Here is a 17,193-nt window from a genome sequence, read left to right as displayed (position 1 = left end):
GCCAGCTGCGACGCGCATTCTCTCTTCCCGCACGCGGGGAGAGGGGAAGGACAATGCCGTTCAAAACCGTGCCGGATTGCGGATTGACCAAGACGCCGATCCCTCAAATCCGCCTCAAAGCACGGCCATTCATTGACAGCTCCGCCCTCACCCCGCGAAGTCTGCGCGATTCGCGCCTGTCCCGGTGCGGTGCATGCGACCCTTGAGCCGGATCCTCCTCAGCCTCCGACCGTTTCTCCGCCTCCTCGCCATCTCGCTCTGCCTCGGCGGCGCAGCGCGGGCGCAGGCGGACAAGGCGTCGGCTCCGATTCCGGCGGCGACGCTTGCGCTGATCAAGGCAAAGGGTAGCAGCGCCGAGGCGCCAATCCTGATCCGGGCCTACAAGAAGGAATCCGAGATCGAACTCTGGAAGCGCAACGGCAGCGGCCGCTTCGTCTTCGTAAAGACCTATCCGATCTGCCGCTGGTCCGGTCAGCTCGGGCCGAAGACCAAGAACGGTGACCGGCAGACGCCGGAGGGGTTCTATACCGTGGCCAAGAGCCAGATGAACCCGAACTCGCGCTACTACCTGTCCTTCGACGTTGGCTACCCGAACGCGTTCGACAAGGCACACGGCTATACCGGCTCCGCCGTGATGGTTCACGGCATCTGCTCGTCGATGGGCTGCTTCGCCATGACCGACGCCGTGGCGGGCGAACTCTTCGCCGTGGCGCGCGAGGCTTTCGCCGGCGGGCAGGCGGCGTTCCAGTTCCAGTCCTTCCCGTTCCGGATGAGCGCCGCCAACATGGCGCGCTACCGCAACGACGCGAACATCGCCTTCTGGCGCCAGCTCAAGGAAGGGTCGGACCGCTTCGATGCAACCGGCCAGGAACCCGTGGTGAGCGTGGCTGCCGGCCGCTACGCCTTCGCGCCCCTGAAGGACAAGGAGCAGGAGGCGCTGGCCAGCGCGCGGGTGAAGGACGAGGCCGCGCATGTCGCGCAGCTCGTCGAGGACGGCGCCGCCGCCATCCGCACCACCTATTCCGACGGTGGCCAGCACCCGTTCTGGGCGGCTCTGATCAACCGGGGCGTGCCCGTGGGCGAGGTCAGCCGGCCCGAGGCCTTGGCCTATGCCGGGCAAGAGGTCGTCCTGATCCCGGCGCGCCGCAAGGCGCCGCCGATCCTGCTTCTGCCGGAGGCGGTCTGGAGCGTGGCAATCGGCCCGGGCGCCCCGCTGTCGAGCATCCGCACCCCCGGCTTCATTGCGCCGCAGGACCGGCCATCGTCCCGGTTCAGCTTCGATCTGCTGCCCACCTATGGCGCTGGCCTGCCGCAGCTCGTGCGAGCCACCTTGGACGACAAGGCCTCGGCCCCCACATTCAGCGGAACCACCATCGTCGCCGATGCCGTTGCTCAATGGTGACACGGCCTGGGAATCGAGGTGGTGAGTCCCGGTGCGGTGTGCGGGCACGCACACGGACCGGAATGGCCGCCGACTATCTCTTGTCTATACATAGATCACAAAGGCACCGGCCCTCGTGGCCGCAGTTGAACCCATGTCGACGCGTCGGAAAGCGCTCACCGGAAACGGCCGGAGCGACTGGTACACACGCATGAACGAAACGAGTTCGGTCTCGGACGGCGCGCTCACCCTGCGTTTCTGGGGTGTACGCGGCTCCACGCCCGTCAGCGGACCCGACTTCGTCGAGTTCGGCGGCAACACGCCATGCCTGGAAATTCGCTGCGGCAATCGCCTATTCGTGATCGACGCTGGATCGGGCATCGGGCCCTTCGGCCGTAGCAATGCCGAGACGCTGCCGCAGGAGATCGACCTGCTGTTCAGCCACCTGCATCTCGACCACACCGCCGGCCTGCCGTTCTTCAAGCCCGCCGTGTTCGATGCGAACCGCACCATCCATACCTATTGCGGCAATCTCGACGGGGCCTGCGCGTCCGAGGCGCTCGGCCGGCTGTTCTCGCCGCCGTTATTTCCGGTCGAGCTCAGCGTGCTGCCCTGCTGCCTCGAGCATCACGGCTTCAAGGCTGGCGAGCCGCTGAGCTTTGTCGACGGCGTGCGTGTCGATACCATCCTGCTGAACCATCCGCAGGGTTCGGTCGGCTACCGCTTCGAGCATGGCGGCAAGCGGCTCTGCGTGATCAGTGACATCGAGCATTCCGATCCGTGGCCGGACGCGGCTCTGCTCGAGTTCGTCCGGGACGCCGACCTTGTCGTCTATGACGGCATGTTCACCGAGGGCGAATATTGCCGCTGCCAGGGCTGGGGTCACTCGACCTGGCAGAAGGGCGTGGAGCTGGCGCAGGCCGCCAACGCCAAGGCGCTGGCGATCATCCACCTCCACCCGGCCCATACCGACGCTCAGCTTCGGCAGGTCGAGGCGGAGATGCAGGCGGTGATGCCCGCCTCCTTCATCGCCCGCGAACGCCAGACCGTCGATGTCGGCGCGGTGATGACCTCGGCGCGTCCCCAGCTCGCGCTGGCGCTGACGGCCTGAACACTGAGCGCAGCTATCGCTGCGCCAGCCCCGGCCGCTTCTCGATCTCCGCCAGCACGATTCCCTCGGTGAGGATCTGCGGCAGCACGACCGCCTCCGCCTTGCCGCGATAGACGAGGTAGAGCGGCACGCCGCTGCGGCCGTAGCGCTCCAGAAGAGCGGTGATCTCGGGGTTCTGGTTGGTCCAGTCGCCGCGCAGCAGCGCGACGTCGTTGGCGTGGAAGGCCCGGCGGACCGCGTCGCGCGAGAGCGTGGTGCGCTCGTTGATCTGGCAGGTGATGCACCAGGCCGCCGTCATGTCGACGAAGACGGTGCGGCCGTCATCGCGCAAGCCGTCGAGCCGCGCCTGGGTGAACAGCTCGAAGCCGCCGGTCGTCAGGCTCGGGCCGGCCGTGGCGCGCTCTCCGTCGAGCACGGTGACGAGACCCGCTACCGCGAGCAGGGCCGCGAGCGCCGTCACGCGGGCAAGACCGCCGCTCCATCCGTCGAAGAACCGCGCGCGCTCCCAGGCCCAGGCTGCAAAGCCGACGAGGACGAGCCCGGCGAGGCCGGCGAGCAGGCCGTTCGGCCCCACCTGCTGGGCCAGCACCCAAACCAGCCAGGCCACGGTGGCGTAGACTGGGAAGGCGAGCACGCCCTTGAGCGTGTCCATCCAGGCACCGGGACGGGGCATCAGGCGCAGCGCGCCCGGCCACACGGTCAGCAGCAGGAAGGGGAGTGCCAGCCCCAGCCCGAGGCTCGCAAAGACCGTGAGGCCGGCAGCCGGCGGCTGCGTCAGCGCGAAGCCCACCGCAGCGCCCATGAACGGCGCGGTGCAGGGCGTCGCAACCAGCGTCGCCAGCACGCCGGTGAAGAAGGAACCCTGGTAGCCGGAGCGCCGGGTCAGCCCGTCGCCGATCCCCGCGACGCCGCCCCCGAGATGCCAGACACCCGACAGGCTCAGTCCCATGGCGAGGAGCCCGTAAGCGAGGAGCGCCACCACGATCGGCGATTGCAACTGGAAGCCCCAGCCGAGTGTCGCGCCGCCGCTCTTCAAGGCCATGAGCAACCCGGCAAGGGCGAGGAAGCTCGCCAGCACGCCCGCGGTATAGGCAAGGCCATGGATACGCACCCTGGCACGGGATTGGCCCGCCTGTTTGACCAGGCTCAGCACCTTGATCGAGAGCACCGGGAAAACGCAGGGCATCAGGTTCAGCACTAGGCCGCCGAGCAGTGCGAACCCAGCCGCGCTCCACAGCGTCAGCGTTTCTTCCGGAGCCGGTACAGGCGCGCTCGCGGGGGCAGGCTCGGCCATTACCGTTGCGGCGGGTGCAGCCGCGGGCGCCACCCCGATCACGAAGGCGCGGCGCGTGCCGTTCTCGCTGAAGGCAAGGACGCCCGGCAATTCGCTCGGCGCGGTGGCGGGATCGGAGGGCTTCAGGGCGAGATGCAGGCCCGTGTCGTCGACCGTGAGCGTCTGCGCGGCAGCGTTGTCGAGGACCGTCTCGCCGTAGGGAAAGAACGCGGCCTCGGCGACCGAGCCTGCCGTCAGGCCGGCATGGTCGAGATGCAGCACAAGCCCGTTGCCCTCACGGGTCAGGCGGGACGGCCACGGCGAGGGTATCGGCAGGGCGGCGCGGGCTTGCGCGAAAAGCGCCGCTTGGGCCGGGTCCGGCAATGGCGTCGTGCCGGGCGCGGCGACGGGGATGTCGAGGGCGAGATCGGAAGAGCCGGGAATGCAGATCTCTTCGCAGACGAGATAGGACAGCTTGCCGCCGACATGCAGTGGCTGCCCAGCGGGGATGTTCTGGGGCACGCTCAGGGGCAGGAGCAGTGTGACCTCGCCCTCGTAGCCGTAATTCATCAGGGTCTGGACCGGCAGGCGCTCGGGCACCGGCCAGTCGATCGCACCGACACGGGCACCGGGCGGCAGCTCCCAGGCCATTTCGGGCGGTAGGCCGGAATCGCCGGGATTGCGCCAGTAGACGTGCCAACCCGGCTTCATTGCCATGTGGATGCCGACCGTCACCGTCGATCCCGGCGCGACGGTCGCGGTTTCGGCGACGAGGCGTGCCCGGACGAGGTCCTTCGGCTGCTTCGGCACCAGGGCTTGGGCGCCGGTGAGGCCGGCCAGCAGAAGGACGAGCGTCGTCAGGATCCGCATCATCACTGTCATCTACCCAAACTCACCCATCAGGTGCATGTCCTCCCTACGTCCCCCGTCGCGGCGAGGTTACGCGAGATCGGTCACGGCGCGTAGGCGCGCACCTGCATCGGCAGACCGGGAGCCGGCGCCTGGGGCGCCCGCACCAGCGCGGCGAGCGGATCGGAGGCCTCGCCCTGGGCGCCCGCGCGCACGGCAACGGCGCTCCAGGGACCGGAAATCTCGAAGAAGGTGGGAGTCGTGGGCGGGCCTGCGTCCCCCGCGCCCTTGCGCGGCAGCAATGCGGCACGCGCCTGGATCGTCCGGTCGGGCAGCGAGACCCGGCCGAGCAGGCGCGCCGCCAGCACCCGTGAGGTCAGCCCGCCCTCCTCGATCTCGCCGATGCCGTCGGTGAAGGTGAGCGAGGCCGTGACGCGCTCGAAGGCGGTGCGGGCGTTGCGGCGGGCCAGTGTTCCCGGCGCTGGGGTGCCTCCGCGATGGATCACGTCGGTGAGGTCGAGCCCGGCGATGGTGCCGCCGTCAATCGCGAAGGCGGTGCGGCCGTTCAGCCGACCCATCAGCCCGGCGGCGTCGCGGCCATGCCCGTCGAAGGCGAAGCTGCCCTGCGTCGCCCCGAGCATCCAGCCCGGCTCGCCGAGATCGACCAGGAGGTTGCCGAGCTCCAGCCCGTCGAACGTGCCCTGAGTCTTGACCTCGATCTCATCGGCGGCGCCCTCCGGCGTGGAGAGTGCAAGGCGGCCCTTCAGTGACCCGCCGCGCAGGTTCGCCCGCCCCAGCGTCACGTCGACACCCTCGGCGCGCACGATCACGCTGGCGGCGAGGTTCTCGAACACGAGCGACCCGAGCCGGGCGCTGCCGCCCGACAGACGCAGGTCGAGATCGCCCCCGGTGAGCGGCCCGAGCGCCAGCGGCTGCCGGCTCCAGCCCTCGTTGCCGTCGAGGCCGGTGACGCGCATAACGCCGCCGAGGACCGGCCCGAGGTTAATTTCCGGCGCGTCGAGCGTCGCACGTATCGAGGGGCGACGGCCGCTTATCTCGGCCGAGCCCGCGCCTTCGAGTAGGGTGCTGCCGGCGCTGACCCGCATCGCAGGCATCCTGACGCTGCCTTTCGACACCTCGAAGCTGCCCTCGATCGAGAACGCATCCAGCAGGGGCGACAAGCCGACATCGCCGCCGATCCAAGCGAGAGTCTCGGGCAGCGAGCGGGTGTCCAGTCGGCCCTGGCCGGCAAGGGTCACGCCGTCCTGCAGGCTTCCGTTGCCATCCGCGCTGAGCGAACCGGCGGGCCACGTCACGGCGGCGGTGAACGGCGTCTCACGGCCGGCGACGAGATCGGCCGGCCGAAGCGAGGTCAGCAAGAGCCGCGCAGAGGCGCCATTCCAAGTCAGGCTGCCAGAGATCGAGGCCTCGGCGCTCCAGAGGGGCCAGGACAGGACGAAGTCAACGTCGCTCGCGCGCTCCGGCCGGCCATCGCGTGGGTCGCGGCCACTCACTGTGGCATGGCTGAGGATGATCCGGCGCGGATGCGGAACCTCGCCGGACAGGCTCTGGGCGATGCGCTTGGCCGGCCCAGCCCAGCGAGTGTCGTCGTCGCTGTCCGGCAGCATGACATGCGCGCCATCGAGGCTGAGCGAGACGACTTCGGCACGGCCGAGGAGTAGGGCAGCGAGACTCAGCTGCACCGTCAGGTTGCCGCCCTCGGTGAGCGCTGGACCGTCTGGCCCACCCGCACTCAGCCGCACGTCGGAGAAGCCAATGCGGGGCAGTGGTAGCAGCGAGACTTCGGTCCGGCCGCGGGCGGTCAGTCCGATGCCGTAGGCCTCGCGCAAGCCCCGGCCGACGAAGCCCGTAGCGCTCGGCAGGTCGAGGAGCCAGGGCACGCAGCCGCCGGCCAGCACGCCGATCGCGAGGCAGATCGCGGCGGCCGGGCCGAAGGACTTGAGGATACGGCGCGGCGTCATGGCACTCCGTGCAGGGTGCGCGATGGCAGGACGGTCCGGAGCGACCGACGGGGCGCCCTCACGCCGGTTTCGAGACGGCGCTCAAGACGAGATCCCTAGCGGGTTCTGGGCGCTGTGTCTCTCCGCCGGCTGTCCCGAGAGCTGCGTCTTCACAGCCTCCGGAGGATGGGACATGGCGCCTCCTCACGCGCAAATGCGTCGCAGGTTTGACGAGAACTACGCTGCGGTGCACATCAGACGCGCGCCCGCGTCATCGCATGTGGGGGACGGAGCTTTCGAGGACGGTGTCGATGAAGAAGGTTTATCCCGATCCGAAGGCGTCGCTCGAAGGCCTCTTGCGCGACGGCATGACAATCATGGCCGGCGGGTTCGGCCTCTGCGGCATTCCCGATGAGCTGATCGCCGCGATCCAGGCCTCGGGCGTCAAGGATCTCACCGTCATCTCGAACAATGCGGGCATTGACGGCGTCGGCCTGGGCAAGCTGCTCGAAACCCGCCAGATCAAGAAGATGATCTCGTCCTATGTCGGCGAGAACAAGGAGTTCGCCCGGCAGTTCCTCGGCGGGGAACTCGAGATCGAGTTCAACCCGCAAGGCACCTTGGCCGAGCGCATTCGCGCAGGCGGCGCCGGCATCCCGGCATTCTACACCAAGACCGGCTACGGCACGCAGGTCGCGGAGGGCAAGGAGACCAAGGAGTTCGACGGCCATCACTACGTGATGGAGCGTGGCCTCTTCGCCGATCTCGCCATCGTCCACGCCTGGAAGGGCGATACCGAGGGCAACCTCGTCTATCGGAAGACTGCGCGGAACTTCAATCCGATGATGGCGACCGCCGCCACCGTGACTGTGGCGCAGGTCGAGCACCTTGTTCAACCGGGTGATCTCGACGCGGATCACATCCACACGCCGGGCATCTTCATCAAGCGTATCATTCACGTGCCGGTCCGCGAGAAGCGGATCGAACAGCGCACCACCCGCAAGCGCCAGGACGCAGCTCCTGCTGCGGCCGGCGGCGGCGCGGTCTGAAGCACCTTCGTCATTCCGGGCTCGCCGCAAGCGAGTGCCCGGAATCCATACGACGCACAGCGCCCCATCGCGGATTCCGGGCTCCGCTTCGCGGCCACGGAATAACGGGGCGGGATCACGAACCGTCGGCCCGAGGCTCGGCGAAGGACGAGGGGAAAGAGCGAAAAATGGCCTGGACCCGTGAGCAGATGGCGGAGCGCGCCGCCAAGGAGCTGAAGGACGGCTTCTACGTGAATCTCGGCATCGGCATCCCGACGCTGGTGTCCAACTACATTCCCGACGGCATGACCGTGCAGCTCCAATCGGAGAACGGGATGCTCGGCATGGGCCCTTTTCCCTACGAGGGCGAGGAGGACCCGGACCTGATCAATGCTGGCAAGCAGACGATCACGGCGCTGCCGACCACGAGCTACTTCACCTCGGCCGATTCGTTCGGGATGATCCGTGGCGGCCACATCAACCTGTCGATCCTCGGCGCCATGCAGGTCGCGGAGAACGGCGACCTCGCCAACTGGATGATCCCCGGCAAGATGGTGAAGGGCATGGGCGGCGCCATGGACCTCGTCGCCGGCGTCAAGAAGGTCGTCGTGGTGATGGAGCACGTCGCCAAGAACAAGGACGGCTCCGAGTCGGCCAAGCTCCTGAAGTCCTGCGACCTGCCGCTGACCGGCACCCGCGTCGTCGACATGGTGATCACCGATCTCGGCGTCTTCACCATCGACAAGGAGGGTGACGGCGGCATGACGCTGATCGAACTCGCCGACGGCGTCACCGAGGAGGAGATCAGGAGCAAGACCGAGGCCGCCTACACGGTGGCGCTCCGCTAATTCCTGGCCGCGCCTCCCTTCGCCGAACCGTTTTCCCCCTTCGGCGGAAAGCGCCCACGATTCCCGCGCCGGGACGATGCGGGACACCCGCTGCCCGGCATGGCTAAGCAGGCATTAAGCCGACTCGGACCATTGTCTCGAACATCGGAAGGGCGCCGCACGAGCGCCTGCCGTCAGTGTTCGAGACGAAGGTGTTGCGTATGCGTAGTGCGGCGGCGACGGACAACGTCATTCCCTTTCGCCGGCCGACCGGCCTGATGGCGGGCACGGCCCGCTCCGCGGAGAGCCTGGCACTGGGAGCCCGCGGCCGCGAACGCGCCCACCAGCGCAGCCTGATGGACGCCGTCTACGCCACCGGCACCCTGGTGATCGCCGCCGATGAGCGCGACACCAAGCTCGTCGCCTCCCGCCTGCAGGTCTACGGCTTCCTCACCATCGAGGAGATCGCCGAGGACGGCACCGCTCGCCGCCTGCGCCCCTCCGAGGCCATCCGCGCCCGCGCCGAGCGCCCCTGGCGGCTCAGCAAGGCCTCCTACGGTGCCGGCCTCGCCGTGACGATCCCCTCCGTGGACGACTTCCTCTTCGAGACCTCCGGCCTGCCGGCCTGACTTTCGGCGTGGGGCGTTCGCCCTACATCTGCCGATCCCCGGCCGCCGTTCGCCTGGCACGCCCATCCGGTCCGTGCCCCGATCGGAGGCCGGATCGGGTCGGAAACGCGTGACGCTCGGCCACGCGTTTCACCTTACGGATTCAACATTGCCAGCGCCTGCTCGTGCAGCCGGCGGTCGCCTGCGGCGATGACGCGACCACCGCCGGTCGCTGGGCCGCCAGCCCACGACGTCACGACCCCGCCGGCGCCCTCGACGATCGGGATCAGCGCGACGATGTCGTAGGGCTGCAGTCCCGCCTCGACCACGAGGTCGATCTGGCCGGCGGCGAGCATGCAATAGGCGTAGCAATCGGCGCCGTAGCGCGACATCCGCACCGAGGCCTCGACCTGGAGGAAGCGCTCGCGCTCCTCGCCCTCCGCGAAGAGGCGCGGATCGGTGGTCGCCAGGATCGCGTCGGCGAGCTTTTCGGTGCGGCGGGTCCGCAGCTTGCGCTCGCCCTTCGCCGTCCGGATCGTGGCGCTGCGGCCGTCGCCCAGGAAGCGTTCACCGAGATAGGGCTGGTGCATCAGGCCGCGCACCGCCGTGCCGTTGCGGGTCAGACCGATCAGCGTGCCCCAGGTCGGCAGGCCGGAGATGAAGGCGCGGGTGCCATCGATCGGATCGAGCACCCAGACGCACTCCGCGTCGGTCCGCTCCGAGCCGAACTCCTCGCCGAGGATGCCGTGCGTCGGGAAGGTCGTGCGGATCATCCGGCGCATCACCGTCTCGGCCGCGCGGTCGGCCTCCGTGACCGGATCGAAGCCGCGGCCGGAGCCGCTCGCCTTGTCGTCCATGCCGAAATGCGCGCGGAAGAACGGCAGGATCGCCACACCCGACTGCGTGGCGAGATCCTCCATGAACCGGGCGAGATCGACGACGCTCATGCAACGCTCATCGGTAAGGCTTCGCGGCAGGCTGACGCGCCTGATCGTGCCGGCCGACGAAGGCGTCTCCGGCCGCGCAGGTCAAGCCGCCGGGCCGAAATTTCGCCGGTCTCTCACGCGGCGGCGAGGCGCCGGGCATCGTGCTGGATGCGCGCCACCATGGCGCGCACGCCGTTCGAGCGCTTCGAGGTGACGTGGGAGCCGAAATCGAGCTGCCGAAAGATGTCGAGCCCGTCGGTCTCGGCGGCATCCTGGGGCGTCTTGCCCTGGTAGAGCGCCACCATCAGGGCGACGAACCCGCGCACGATGCTGGAATCGCTGTCGCCGCGCAGCGCGAGACGCGGCTCCGGGGCGGCCTTGTCGAGGCCGACGTCGAGCCAGACCTGGCTCTCGCAGCCATGCACCCGGTTCTCCTCGGTGTGCAGCGCCTCGGGCAAGGCGTCCATCTCGCGGCCGAGCTCGATAATGTAGCCGTAGCGCTGCTCCCAATCCTCGATCAGCTCGAAGTTCTCGACGATGTCGGCGATGGGCGGAAGCATGGACGGCACGAGGCTCTTCGGGCGGAGGATACCGATGGCGATATAGGTGCTCGGGCTGCGGGACGCGACCCAAGCGCGGTGCGGATCAGCCGGAACCCTGAGCCCGTGCCTCGGGCAATTGCAGTTCGAGCGGATGCGCGCGCGTGGCATCACCGCTCACCGCGATCTCGGCCTGCGCCGCGTAGGCCGCGATCAGGCGTGGCCCGAGCTTCGGCACGCCCGGCCGGCCAGCGGCAGCGGCCTCGCCATGCCCGGACACGATCGAGAGCCTGACCGGCTCACCGAAGCCTGCGGCGATGGTGATGGACACGCTGCAGGTCACCGCATCCGTCGTGGCGTCGAGGCACTCCGCCACCACTTCGGCGACGATCATGCCGAGCGCGTTGGCGGTGCGCGGCTCGACGATGCTGGTTCCGGTCCCGTCGACGGTCACGCCGATGCGTCCGGCCCGGCGCAGCTGGCCGAGCCCCGAGGCGAGGCGGTGCAGGTAGTCGCGCAGGTCGATCGAGGCGATGTGAGGCGCCTCGTGCAGGTGCTGCTGCACCAGGGCGATGGCGCGCACCCGCTGGCCCAGCGCATCGAAGCTGCCGCGGCAGGGCTCCGGCGCGGCGCGGCCGTAGAGCCCGATCAGGCTCACCATGACCTGAAGGTTGTTGCGGACCCGGTGGTAGATCTCGGCGAGCAGGGTCTCCTTCTCGACGAGCGCCGCCTCGGCATGGTCCTCCGCATTCTTGCGGTCGGTGATGTCGAAGCAGGAACCGAGATAGCCGGTGAAGCGACCGTTCTCCGTGAGCGGCCGCGCGGTGTCGAGGACCCAGCGATAGGCCCCGTCATGGCGGCGCAGGCGGAACTCCACGCTGAACGGTTCGCGGGCCTTGAAGGCCTCGGCAACGATCTTGGCATGGCGCTCGAAGTCGTCCGGATGGAGCCCGCGGCGCCAGCCGTCGCCCAACTCTTCCTCCAACGGACGGCCGGTGAATTGCAGCCAGCGCTCGTTGTGGTGGAGCGCCCGACCGTGCTCGTCCGAACGCCACATCATCTGCGGCACGAAATCGGCGAAGCGACGGAAGTCGTCGCCCAGCCCCTGAGACGGGCTGTGGTCCGGTGTCTTGTCCGTCGAGGGTGTGTCCGAATCCATGCCCGCCGTTCGATCCACCACGCTGTGCCAGCCTGCCCTCGTTGGTTGGGACTCGCGGCGGTCAACGTGTTGTCCGTAGGGGCGTTCCGGGAGAAAAGGTCAATGTCTTGTGTGGTTGTAGACGGACTTGTTCACGCTGTACGAAGAGATCTCTTATCGCGACGCGCGATCAGCGAATTTCTTCGTGCCAGGTGCGGCCGTCGCGCTCGATCAGGGCGATGGCCGCCGTCGGTCCCCAGGAGCCTGCGGCGTAGGGGCGCGGCGGCTCGGGCCGGTCGGCCCAGGCCTGAAGCAGCTTGTCGGCCCATTCCCAAGCGGCCTCCACCTCGTCGCGGCGCATGAACAGGGTGGCATTGCCGCGCACGATATCCATCAACAGGCGCTCATAGGCGTCCGGGTAGCGCTGCTTGAAGGTCTCCTCGAAGGAGATGTCGAGGTCGGTCGGGCGCAGGCGCATACCGCCGGGGCCCGGATCCTTGGTCATCACCTCGAGCTTCATGCCCTCCTCGGGCTGAAGACGGATGACGAGGCGGTTCGGCTCGCGCCCGAAAGCTTCCTCAGGGAAGATGGAGAAGGGTGAGGCGCGGAACTGCACGACGATCTCGGAATGCTTGCTCGGAAGGCGCTTGCCCGTCCGCAGGTAGAACGGCACGCCGGCCCAGCGGGCCGAGCGCACTTCGAGCTTCAGGGCGACGAAGGTCTCGGTGCGGCTCGAGGTCTCGCCGCCGAGATCGGCCAGGTAGCTCGGGACGCTTTTCCCGGACACCGCGCCGGCCGCGTATTGCCCGCGCACCGTCACCGCCTGCACTTCCGCCGGCGTGATCGGCTTCAGGGCACGCAGCACCTTCAGCTTCTCGTCGCGCACCGAATCGGCGTCGAGGGAGAGCGGACTCTCCATCGCCGTGAGGCAGAGCAGCTGCAGCAGGTGGTTCTGCACCATGTCGCGCAGTGCGCCGGAGGTGTCGTAGTAACCGCCGCGGCCCTCGACGCCGACGGTCTCGCCCACCGTGATCTGGACGTGATCGATCACGTCGGCGTTCCAGAGCCGCTCGAAGATCGTGTTGGCGAAGCGCAAGGCCAGCAGGTTCTGGACGGTCTCCTTGCCGAGATAGTGGTCGATGCGGAAGATCTGGCCCTCCGGGAAGACCGCGCCGACGGCGTCGTTGATGGCACGCGCCGACTTCAGGTCCTTGCCGATCGGCTTCTCCAGCACGACACGAGTGTTCTCGCCGACGAGGCCGCAGCGCTCGATGTTCCGGCAGATCGCGCCGTAGAGATCGGGCGAGGTGGCGAGATAGAACGGCCGGACCTGGTCGGGCCGCTCGTCGAGCAGTGCCTTCAGCTCGTCCCAGCCGTCCGTGCCAAGGGCATCCACCGCGACGTAGTGGACGTGATCGATGAAGTTCGCCAGCGCGGCCTCGTCGAGATGATGGCTCGGAATGAACTCGCGCAAGGCCTCGCGCGCCCGATCGCGGAACGCCTCCGTCGTGAGCTCCGTGCGTGAGGCGCCGATGATACGGCTGCTGCCGGGGATCTGGCCGTCGCGGAACCGGTAGTACAGGGCCGGCAGGAGCTTGCGTCGGGTCAGATCGCCGGTGGCGCCGAACACCACGTAGTCGAAGGAGGCGACGGGGATGATGGTGGCCAAGGGCTCTTCTCCCGCTTCGGTACGAAGGCAGTCACGCCCGGCGGCGCGATGCAAGGGCGCCGCCAGGGACGGCGCTCACCTCATATGCCGAGCGAAGGCCTCAGCAAAACCCGGCTGCAGGGACCGTGCCGATGCGTTCGCGCCGAGCCTACCTGAATATGAAGATGTTGCGCCCGCCGGCATCCTGGCGAGCGTGCGTCCTCGCACACGCGAAACGGTCGCATCAGCGATTTCCTAACCATCACGCCGCATCCTGCCGGCACGACTCGTTCGAGGCGGTGATGGCGTTGCGTTTCCTTTCCCCGATCTCTCGTCATGCGCTGATCAGCGCCCCTGTCGCCATGACGATGTGCCTCGGCGTTGCACGCGCCGAGCCGGCAGCCGAGTCGAAGACCGCGCCCGCCCCGCTACCACTCTCGGTGCAACCCTCTGCACAAGAGTCCGTCCCTCCGCACCCGGTGCCCTCCCCCGTTCCGGCCATGACCGGGACGCCGCCTGCTGCCGTTGCGGCCCCCGCCCCGAAGAAATCGCGAGAGGTGCCGGCACCTGTCTACGCCAAGGTCTCCGAGGATCCGACGCCGACGCTGACGCCCGCGACCTTCCTCGCCACCATGCGCATGGCCGAGCACTACAAGGCCCTGGCCGACGCTGGCGGCTGGAGCCAGGTTCCGGCTGGGCTTACCCTGAAGCCCGGCGATCGCAATCCGGCCGTCGCGGCCCTGCGCGGCCATCTCGTGATGACCGGCGACCTCGCGGCGGATGCCACGCATTCCGACATCTACGACGACACCCTGGTGGCGGCGGTGAAATCGTTCCAGCAGCGGCATGGCCTGCCGGAATCGGGACTCGTCCAGCGCCTGACCGTCGCGGCGCTGAACGTGCCGGCGAGCGTGCGCCAGCGCCAGCTCGCGGCCACCGTCGAGCGGCTGATCGGCTCGAAGTTTCCGTTCGGTGAGCGCTACGTCGTCGTGAACATTCCTTCCGCCACCGTCGAGACGGTGGAGAACGGCGCGGTTGCGCGCCGCTATGTCGCCGTCGTCGGCAAGCCCGACAAGGCGACGCCCTCGGTCGAGACCCGCGTGACCGACGTCAACCTCAATCCAACCTGGACGTTGCCCGTCTCGGTGATCAAGAACGAGATCATCCCGACGATGCGCAAGAACCCGGGCTATCTCGTCAAGAACCACATCCGCATGCTCGGTCCCGGCGGAGTCGAGGTCGATTCCACGACCTTCGACTGGAGCGGAGAGAAGGCGGTCAACTACACGCTGCGCCAGGATTCCGGCTTCGACAATTCGCTGGGCCAGCTGCGCATCGACATGCCGAACAAGTTCGCCGTCTACATGCACGACACGCCGTCGAAGTCGCTGTTCGCCGGCAATGTCCGCTTCCACTCGCATGGCTGCGTGCGCGTCGGTCAGGTGAAGGAGTTCGCGGCCTGGCTGCTCCAGGGCACCGAGGGCCCGAACGGTCCCGGCTCGACCTGGGGGCCGATCGAGATCGAGAGCGGCATCGCCACCGGGGAGAAGCGTGACATCAAGCTGGTGAAGTCGGTGCCGGTGACCTTCGTCTATCTCACCGGCTATGCCACGCCCGACGGGCGCGCACATTTTCGCGATGACATCTACGGTCTCGACACCCCCGGCACCCCTGCGCCGTCCGCCGCCACCGACGTCGTGACGACCGGCTCGATCACGCCCCGCGCCGTCATCAAGCCGGCTCGCGCCGGGCAGCCCGCGCCGGCCGCCACCGATCTCGTGCCGGCAGCGAGGCCCGTGACGAGCACGAAGCCAGCCTCGGCACCGGCCGCGCGACCCGACACGGGCCACCGTACCCCGGCCGCCACTCCGGTCGAAGGGGCCGTCGAGCGCGCGTTCCTGCCGCCTGGCCTCGTCGGCCGGCGCGGCTGAGGAGCGCCATCCCCCAAGGGAATTCTGCAGCCGGGCTCGAAGGCGATTCCAGCGGCCACGCTTGCGTTTGGCGCGGGGAAATTCCACCTGTCTGGCCGTCTCCCGCGGCCTCTGGCCGCTTCTTCACGCTGCGCGCGCGAGCCTGTCGTCAGAGCGGGCCCGAGGCGGCGACGCCCAAGGACGGACCGCTTTCATGCCGACGTTTACCCGCTTCCTGCGCCCGAGCGCGCTCGCCCTGTCGCTCGTGCTTCCTGCTGCCGCGCTGGCGCAGGAGCCCAGCGCCGCCCCATCGGCACCGGCTGCAGCCGCGGCGACGCCGGCTGCCAAGCCCGCCCCCGACACGGTGGTCGCCAGGGTCAACGGCGCGCCGATCACCCAGGGTGACCTCACGATCGCGGGCGAGGACCCTGCCCTCTCGCTGCCCGGCGTGGACGAGGCCAGCAAGCAGGGCCTGCTCGTCGACTACATGATCGACCTGCGCGTGGGCGCCCAGGCGGCCGATGCCGCGAAGGTCGGTGAAACGCCCGAGTTCAAGCGCAAGCTCGCCTATTTCCGCGACAAGCTGCTGCTCGATGACTACCTCGAGCAGGAGGCGAAGAAGACGGCAACGCCGGACGCCGCCAAGGCGCTCTACGACCAGACCGTCAAGTCGATGAAGCCCGAGGAGGAGGTGCACGCCCGGCACATCCTCGTCGACAACGAGGCCGAGGCCAAGAAGATCGCCGCCCGCGTCAAGGGTGGCGAGGATTTCGCCAAGGCCGCCGGCGAGCTCTCGAAGGATCCGGGCTCCAAGACCGAGGGCGGCGATCTCGGCTGGTTCACCAAGGAGCGCATGGTCGCGCCCTTCGCCGAGGCCGCCTTCAAGATGAGCCCGGGCCAGGTCTCCGACCCGGTGAAGACCCAGTTCGGCTGGCACGTCATCAAGGTCGAGGAGAAGCGCACCAAGCCGATCCCGAGCTTCGACGAGATGAAGGAGCAGGTCGACCAGTACCTGACCCGCAAGGCCCAGCAGGACGTGATCCTGAAGCTGCGCGAGGCCGCCAAGGTCGAGCGTACCGACGCCGTGCCGACCGCGCCGGCTCCCATCACCGCGCCGCCGGCCGACGCGAAGAAGCCCTGAGGGAAGCCCGTCCCGTCATTGCGGGGCGAAGCCGAAGCCCTCCTGGACCCCACCCGCGACGGCGGTGCACCTGGATGGCTTGGCTACGCTCGCAGTGACGGCGGTCTGGATCGCCCCGACATCCGCCTATCCGCAGGCGATCTGGTCGCAGCGGCGCATGGCGGCGATCATCCGGGCGAGCGACTTCGGCCCCGGATGGCCGAGGATGCCGATATTGCCGAGCACATAGGACGGCGTCGCGGTGAGGCCGAGATTGGCCGCCAGGCGCATCTGCGCGGTGAGCGCCTCGCGGATCTCGTCGCTGTTGCCGATCTCTTCCAGCTCCGCACGCGGGACACCGGACTTGGCCGCAACGGTGAGAGCCTTGATCCCGTCGATCTGGCCGGGCGTGCCGAGGAGTTGAGTGTAGAGCTTGAACGCGGCCGCCGAGCCGAGCTTGCGCTGGACGGCGAGCGCCACCTTGGCGGCTTGCGCCGACATCGGCGAGAGGATCGGGTTGTTCACGAGGCCGATCCGGAGCGCCGGATCGCTGGCGGAGAGCGCCTGGATGTCCGCGGCGGCCTTCCGGCAATACGGGCAATTGTAGTCGAAATACTCGTAGAGCACGACCTCGGCATCGCGCGGGCCGATATAGGTCACGCCCTTGAGCTCCATCGCCTGGCCGGTGAGTTCGCCCGGCAGGCGCATGTTGGCGATCGGGCGCCCATCGTCGTTCTCGACCTTGAAGGTCTGCCCGTAACCCTGAGCCCAGGCCGGCCCGGCGAGGGCGAGGCCGGCGGAGACAGCAAGGAAGCGGCGGCGGTCGAAGGTCATGGAGGGGCTCGTAGGTCGAGACGATGGCTGAAGTTCGGTC

General features: G+C 68.6%; 14 protein-coding genes. 7 read left to right on the top strand and 7 right to left on the bottom strand.

Annotated features, from left to right (window positions below; translation table 11 throughout):
• The first annotated feature begins 193 nt into the window (after positions 1 to 193).
• Positions 194 to 1,402, top strand: coding sequence for a L,D-transpeptidase family protein (locus MGN01_RS00315; RefSeq protein WP_147044577.1), 1,209 nt, complete (start codon positions 194 to 196; stop codon positions 1,400 to 1,402).
• Positions 1,403 to 1,592: 190 nt separating this feature from the next.
• Positions 1,593 to 2,492, top strand: a complete 900-nt coding sequence (locus tag MGN01_RS00310; RefSeq protein WP_147044576.1) for an MBL fold metallo-hydrolase — start codon at positions 1,593 to 1,595, stop codon at positions 2,490 to 2,492.
• A 13-nt stretch (positions 2,493 to 2,505) separates the two neighbouring features.
• Here MGN01_RS00310 and MGN01_RS00305 read toward each other — a convergent pair whose 3' ends face one another.
• On the bottom strand, positions 2,506 to 4,638 hold the full coding sequence (locus MGN01_RS00305; protein ID WP_147044864.1) for a protein-disulfide reductase DsbD family protein: 2,133 nt from the start codon (positions 4,636 to 4,638) through the stop codon (positions 2,506 to 2,508).
• Between the two features lie 80 nt (positions 4,639 to 4,718).
• On the bottom strand, positions 4,719 to 6,596 hold the full coding sequence (locus tag MGN01_RS00300) for an AsmA family protein (RefSeq protein WP_147044575.1): 1,878 nt from the start codon (positions 6,594 to 6,596) through the stop codon (positions 4,719 to 4,721).
• A gap of 290 nt (positions 6,597 to 6,886) precedes the next feature.
• Between MGN01_RS00300 and MGN01_RS00295 the strand changes: the two genes are divergently transcribed.
• The 3 genes from MGN01_RS00295 to MGN01_RS00285 all read left to right on the top strand — a co-directional run bounded on the left by MGN01_RS00295 (position 6,887) and on the right by MGN01_RS00285 (position 9,059).
• Positions 6,887 to 7,624: a CoA transferase subunit A gene (locus MGN01_RS00295; protein ID WP_147044574.1), complete on the top strand. Its 738-nt coding sequence runs from the start codon at positions 6,887 to 6,889 to the stop codon at positions 7,622 to 7,624.
• Between the two features lie 167 nt (positions 7,625 to 7,791).
• Positions 7,792 to 8,451, top strand: coding sequence for a 3-oxoacid CoA-transferase subunit B (locus MGN01_RS00290; RefSeq protein ID WP_147044573.1), 660 nt, complete (start codon positions 7,792 to 7,794; stop codon positions 8,449 to 8,451).
• A gap of 200 nt (positions 8,452 to 8,651) precedes the next feature.
• Positions 8,652 to 9,059, top strand: coding sequence for an HET domain-containing protein (locus tag MGN01_RS00285; protein WP_147044572.1), 408 nt, complete (start codon positions 8,652 to 8,654; stop codon positions 9,057 to 9,059).
• Between the two features lie 134 nt (positions 9,060 to 9,193).
• On the opposite strand, the gene hisN is transcribed toward MGN01_RS00285, so the two are convergent.
• From hisN to zwf, 4 genes are all read right to left on the bottom strand, one after another.
• Positions 9,194 to 9,985 (bottom strand): histidinol-phosphatase, encoded by a 792-nt coding sequence (hisN, locus tag MGN01_RS00280; RefSeq protein WP_147044571.1) that lies wholly within the window; start codon positions 9,983 to 9,985, stop codon positions 9,194 to 9,196.
• A gap of 113 nt (positions 9,986 to 10,098) precedes the next feature.
• Positions 10,099 to 10,524: a SufE family protein gene (locus MGN01_RS00275; RefSeq protein WP_147044570.1), complete on the bottom strand. Its 426-nt coding sequence runs from the start codon at positions 10,522 to 10,524 to the stop codon at positions 10,099 to 10,101.
• Positions 10,525 to 10,609: 85 nt separating this feature from the next.
• Positions 10,610 to 11,662 (bottom strand): sensor histidine kinase, encoded by a 1,053-nt coding sequence (locus MGN01_RS00270; RefSeq protein WP_147044569.1) that lies wholly within the window; start codon positions 11,660 to 11,662, stop codon positions 10,610 to 10,612.
• A 169-nt stretch (positions 11,663 to 11,831) separates the two neighbouring features.
• The gene (zwf, locus tag MGN01_RS00265) at positions 11,832 to 13,310 is read right to left on the bottom strand and encodes a glucose-6-phosphate dehydrogenase (RefSeq protein ID WP_147044568.1); all 1,479 of its coding nucleotides are present in this window, start codon (positions 13,308 to 13,310) and stop codon (positions 11,832 to 11,834) included.
• A 341-nt stretch (positions 13,311 to 13,651) separates the two neighbouring features.
• Here zwf and MGN01_RS00260 point away from each other — a divergent pair, with 341 nt between their 5' ends.
• Both MGN01_RS00260 and MGN01_RS00255 read left to right on the top strand, forming a co-directional pair.
• Positions 13,652 to 15,220: a L,D-transpeptidase family protein gene (locus MGN01_RS00260; protein ID WP_373319156.1), complete on the top strand. Its 1,569-nt coding sequence runs from the start codon at positions 13,652 to 13,654 to the stop codon at positions 15,218 to 15,220.
• Positions 15,221 to 15,413: 193 nt separating this feature from the next.
• On the top strand, positions 15,414 to 16,340 hold the full coding sequence (locus MGN01_RS00255) for a peptidylprolyl isomerase (RefSeq protein ID WP_147044566.1): 927 nt from the start codon (positions 15,414 to 15,416) through the stop codon (positions 16,338 to 16,340).
• A gap of 126 nt (positions 16,341 to 16,466) precedes the next feature.
• On the opposite strand, the gene MGN01_RS00250 is transcribed toward MGN01_RS00255, so the two are convergent.
• Positions 16,467 to 17,153 carry a DsbA family protein gene (locus MGN01_RS00250; protein WP_147044565.1) on the bottom strand — a complete coding sequence of 229 codons (687 nt, stop codon included), beginning with the start codon at positions 17,151 to 17,153 and terminating at the stop codon, positions 16,467 to 16,469.
• Between the last annotated feature and the right edge of the window lie 40 nt (positions 17,154 to 17,193).

This window comes from Methylobacterium gnaphalii, from assembly GCF_007992215.1.
In the GTDB taxonomy this organism is placed as follows: domain Bacteria; phylum Pseudomonadota; class Alphaproteobacteria; order Rhizobiales; family Beijerinckiaceae; genus Methylobacterium; species Methylobacterium gnaphalii.
Note: the sequence above shows the minus strand (reverse complement) of the source record. Positions and strands in the feature narration are given on the sequence as shown.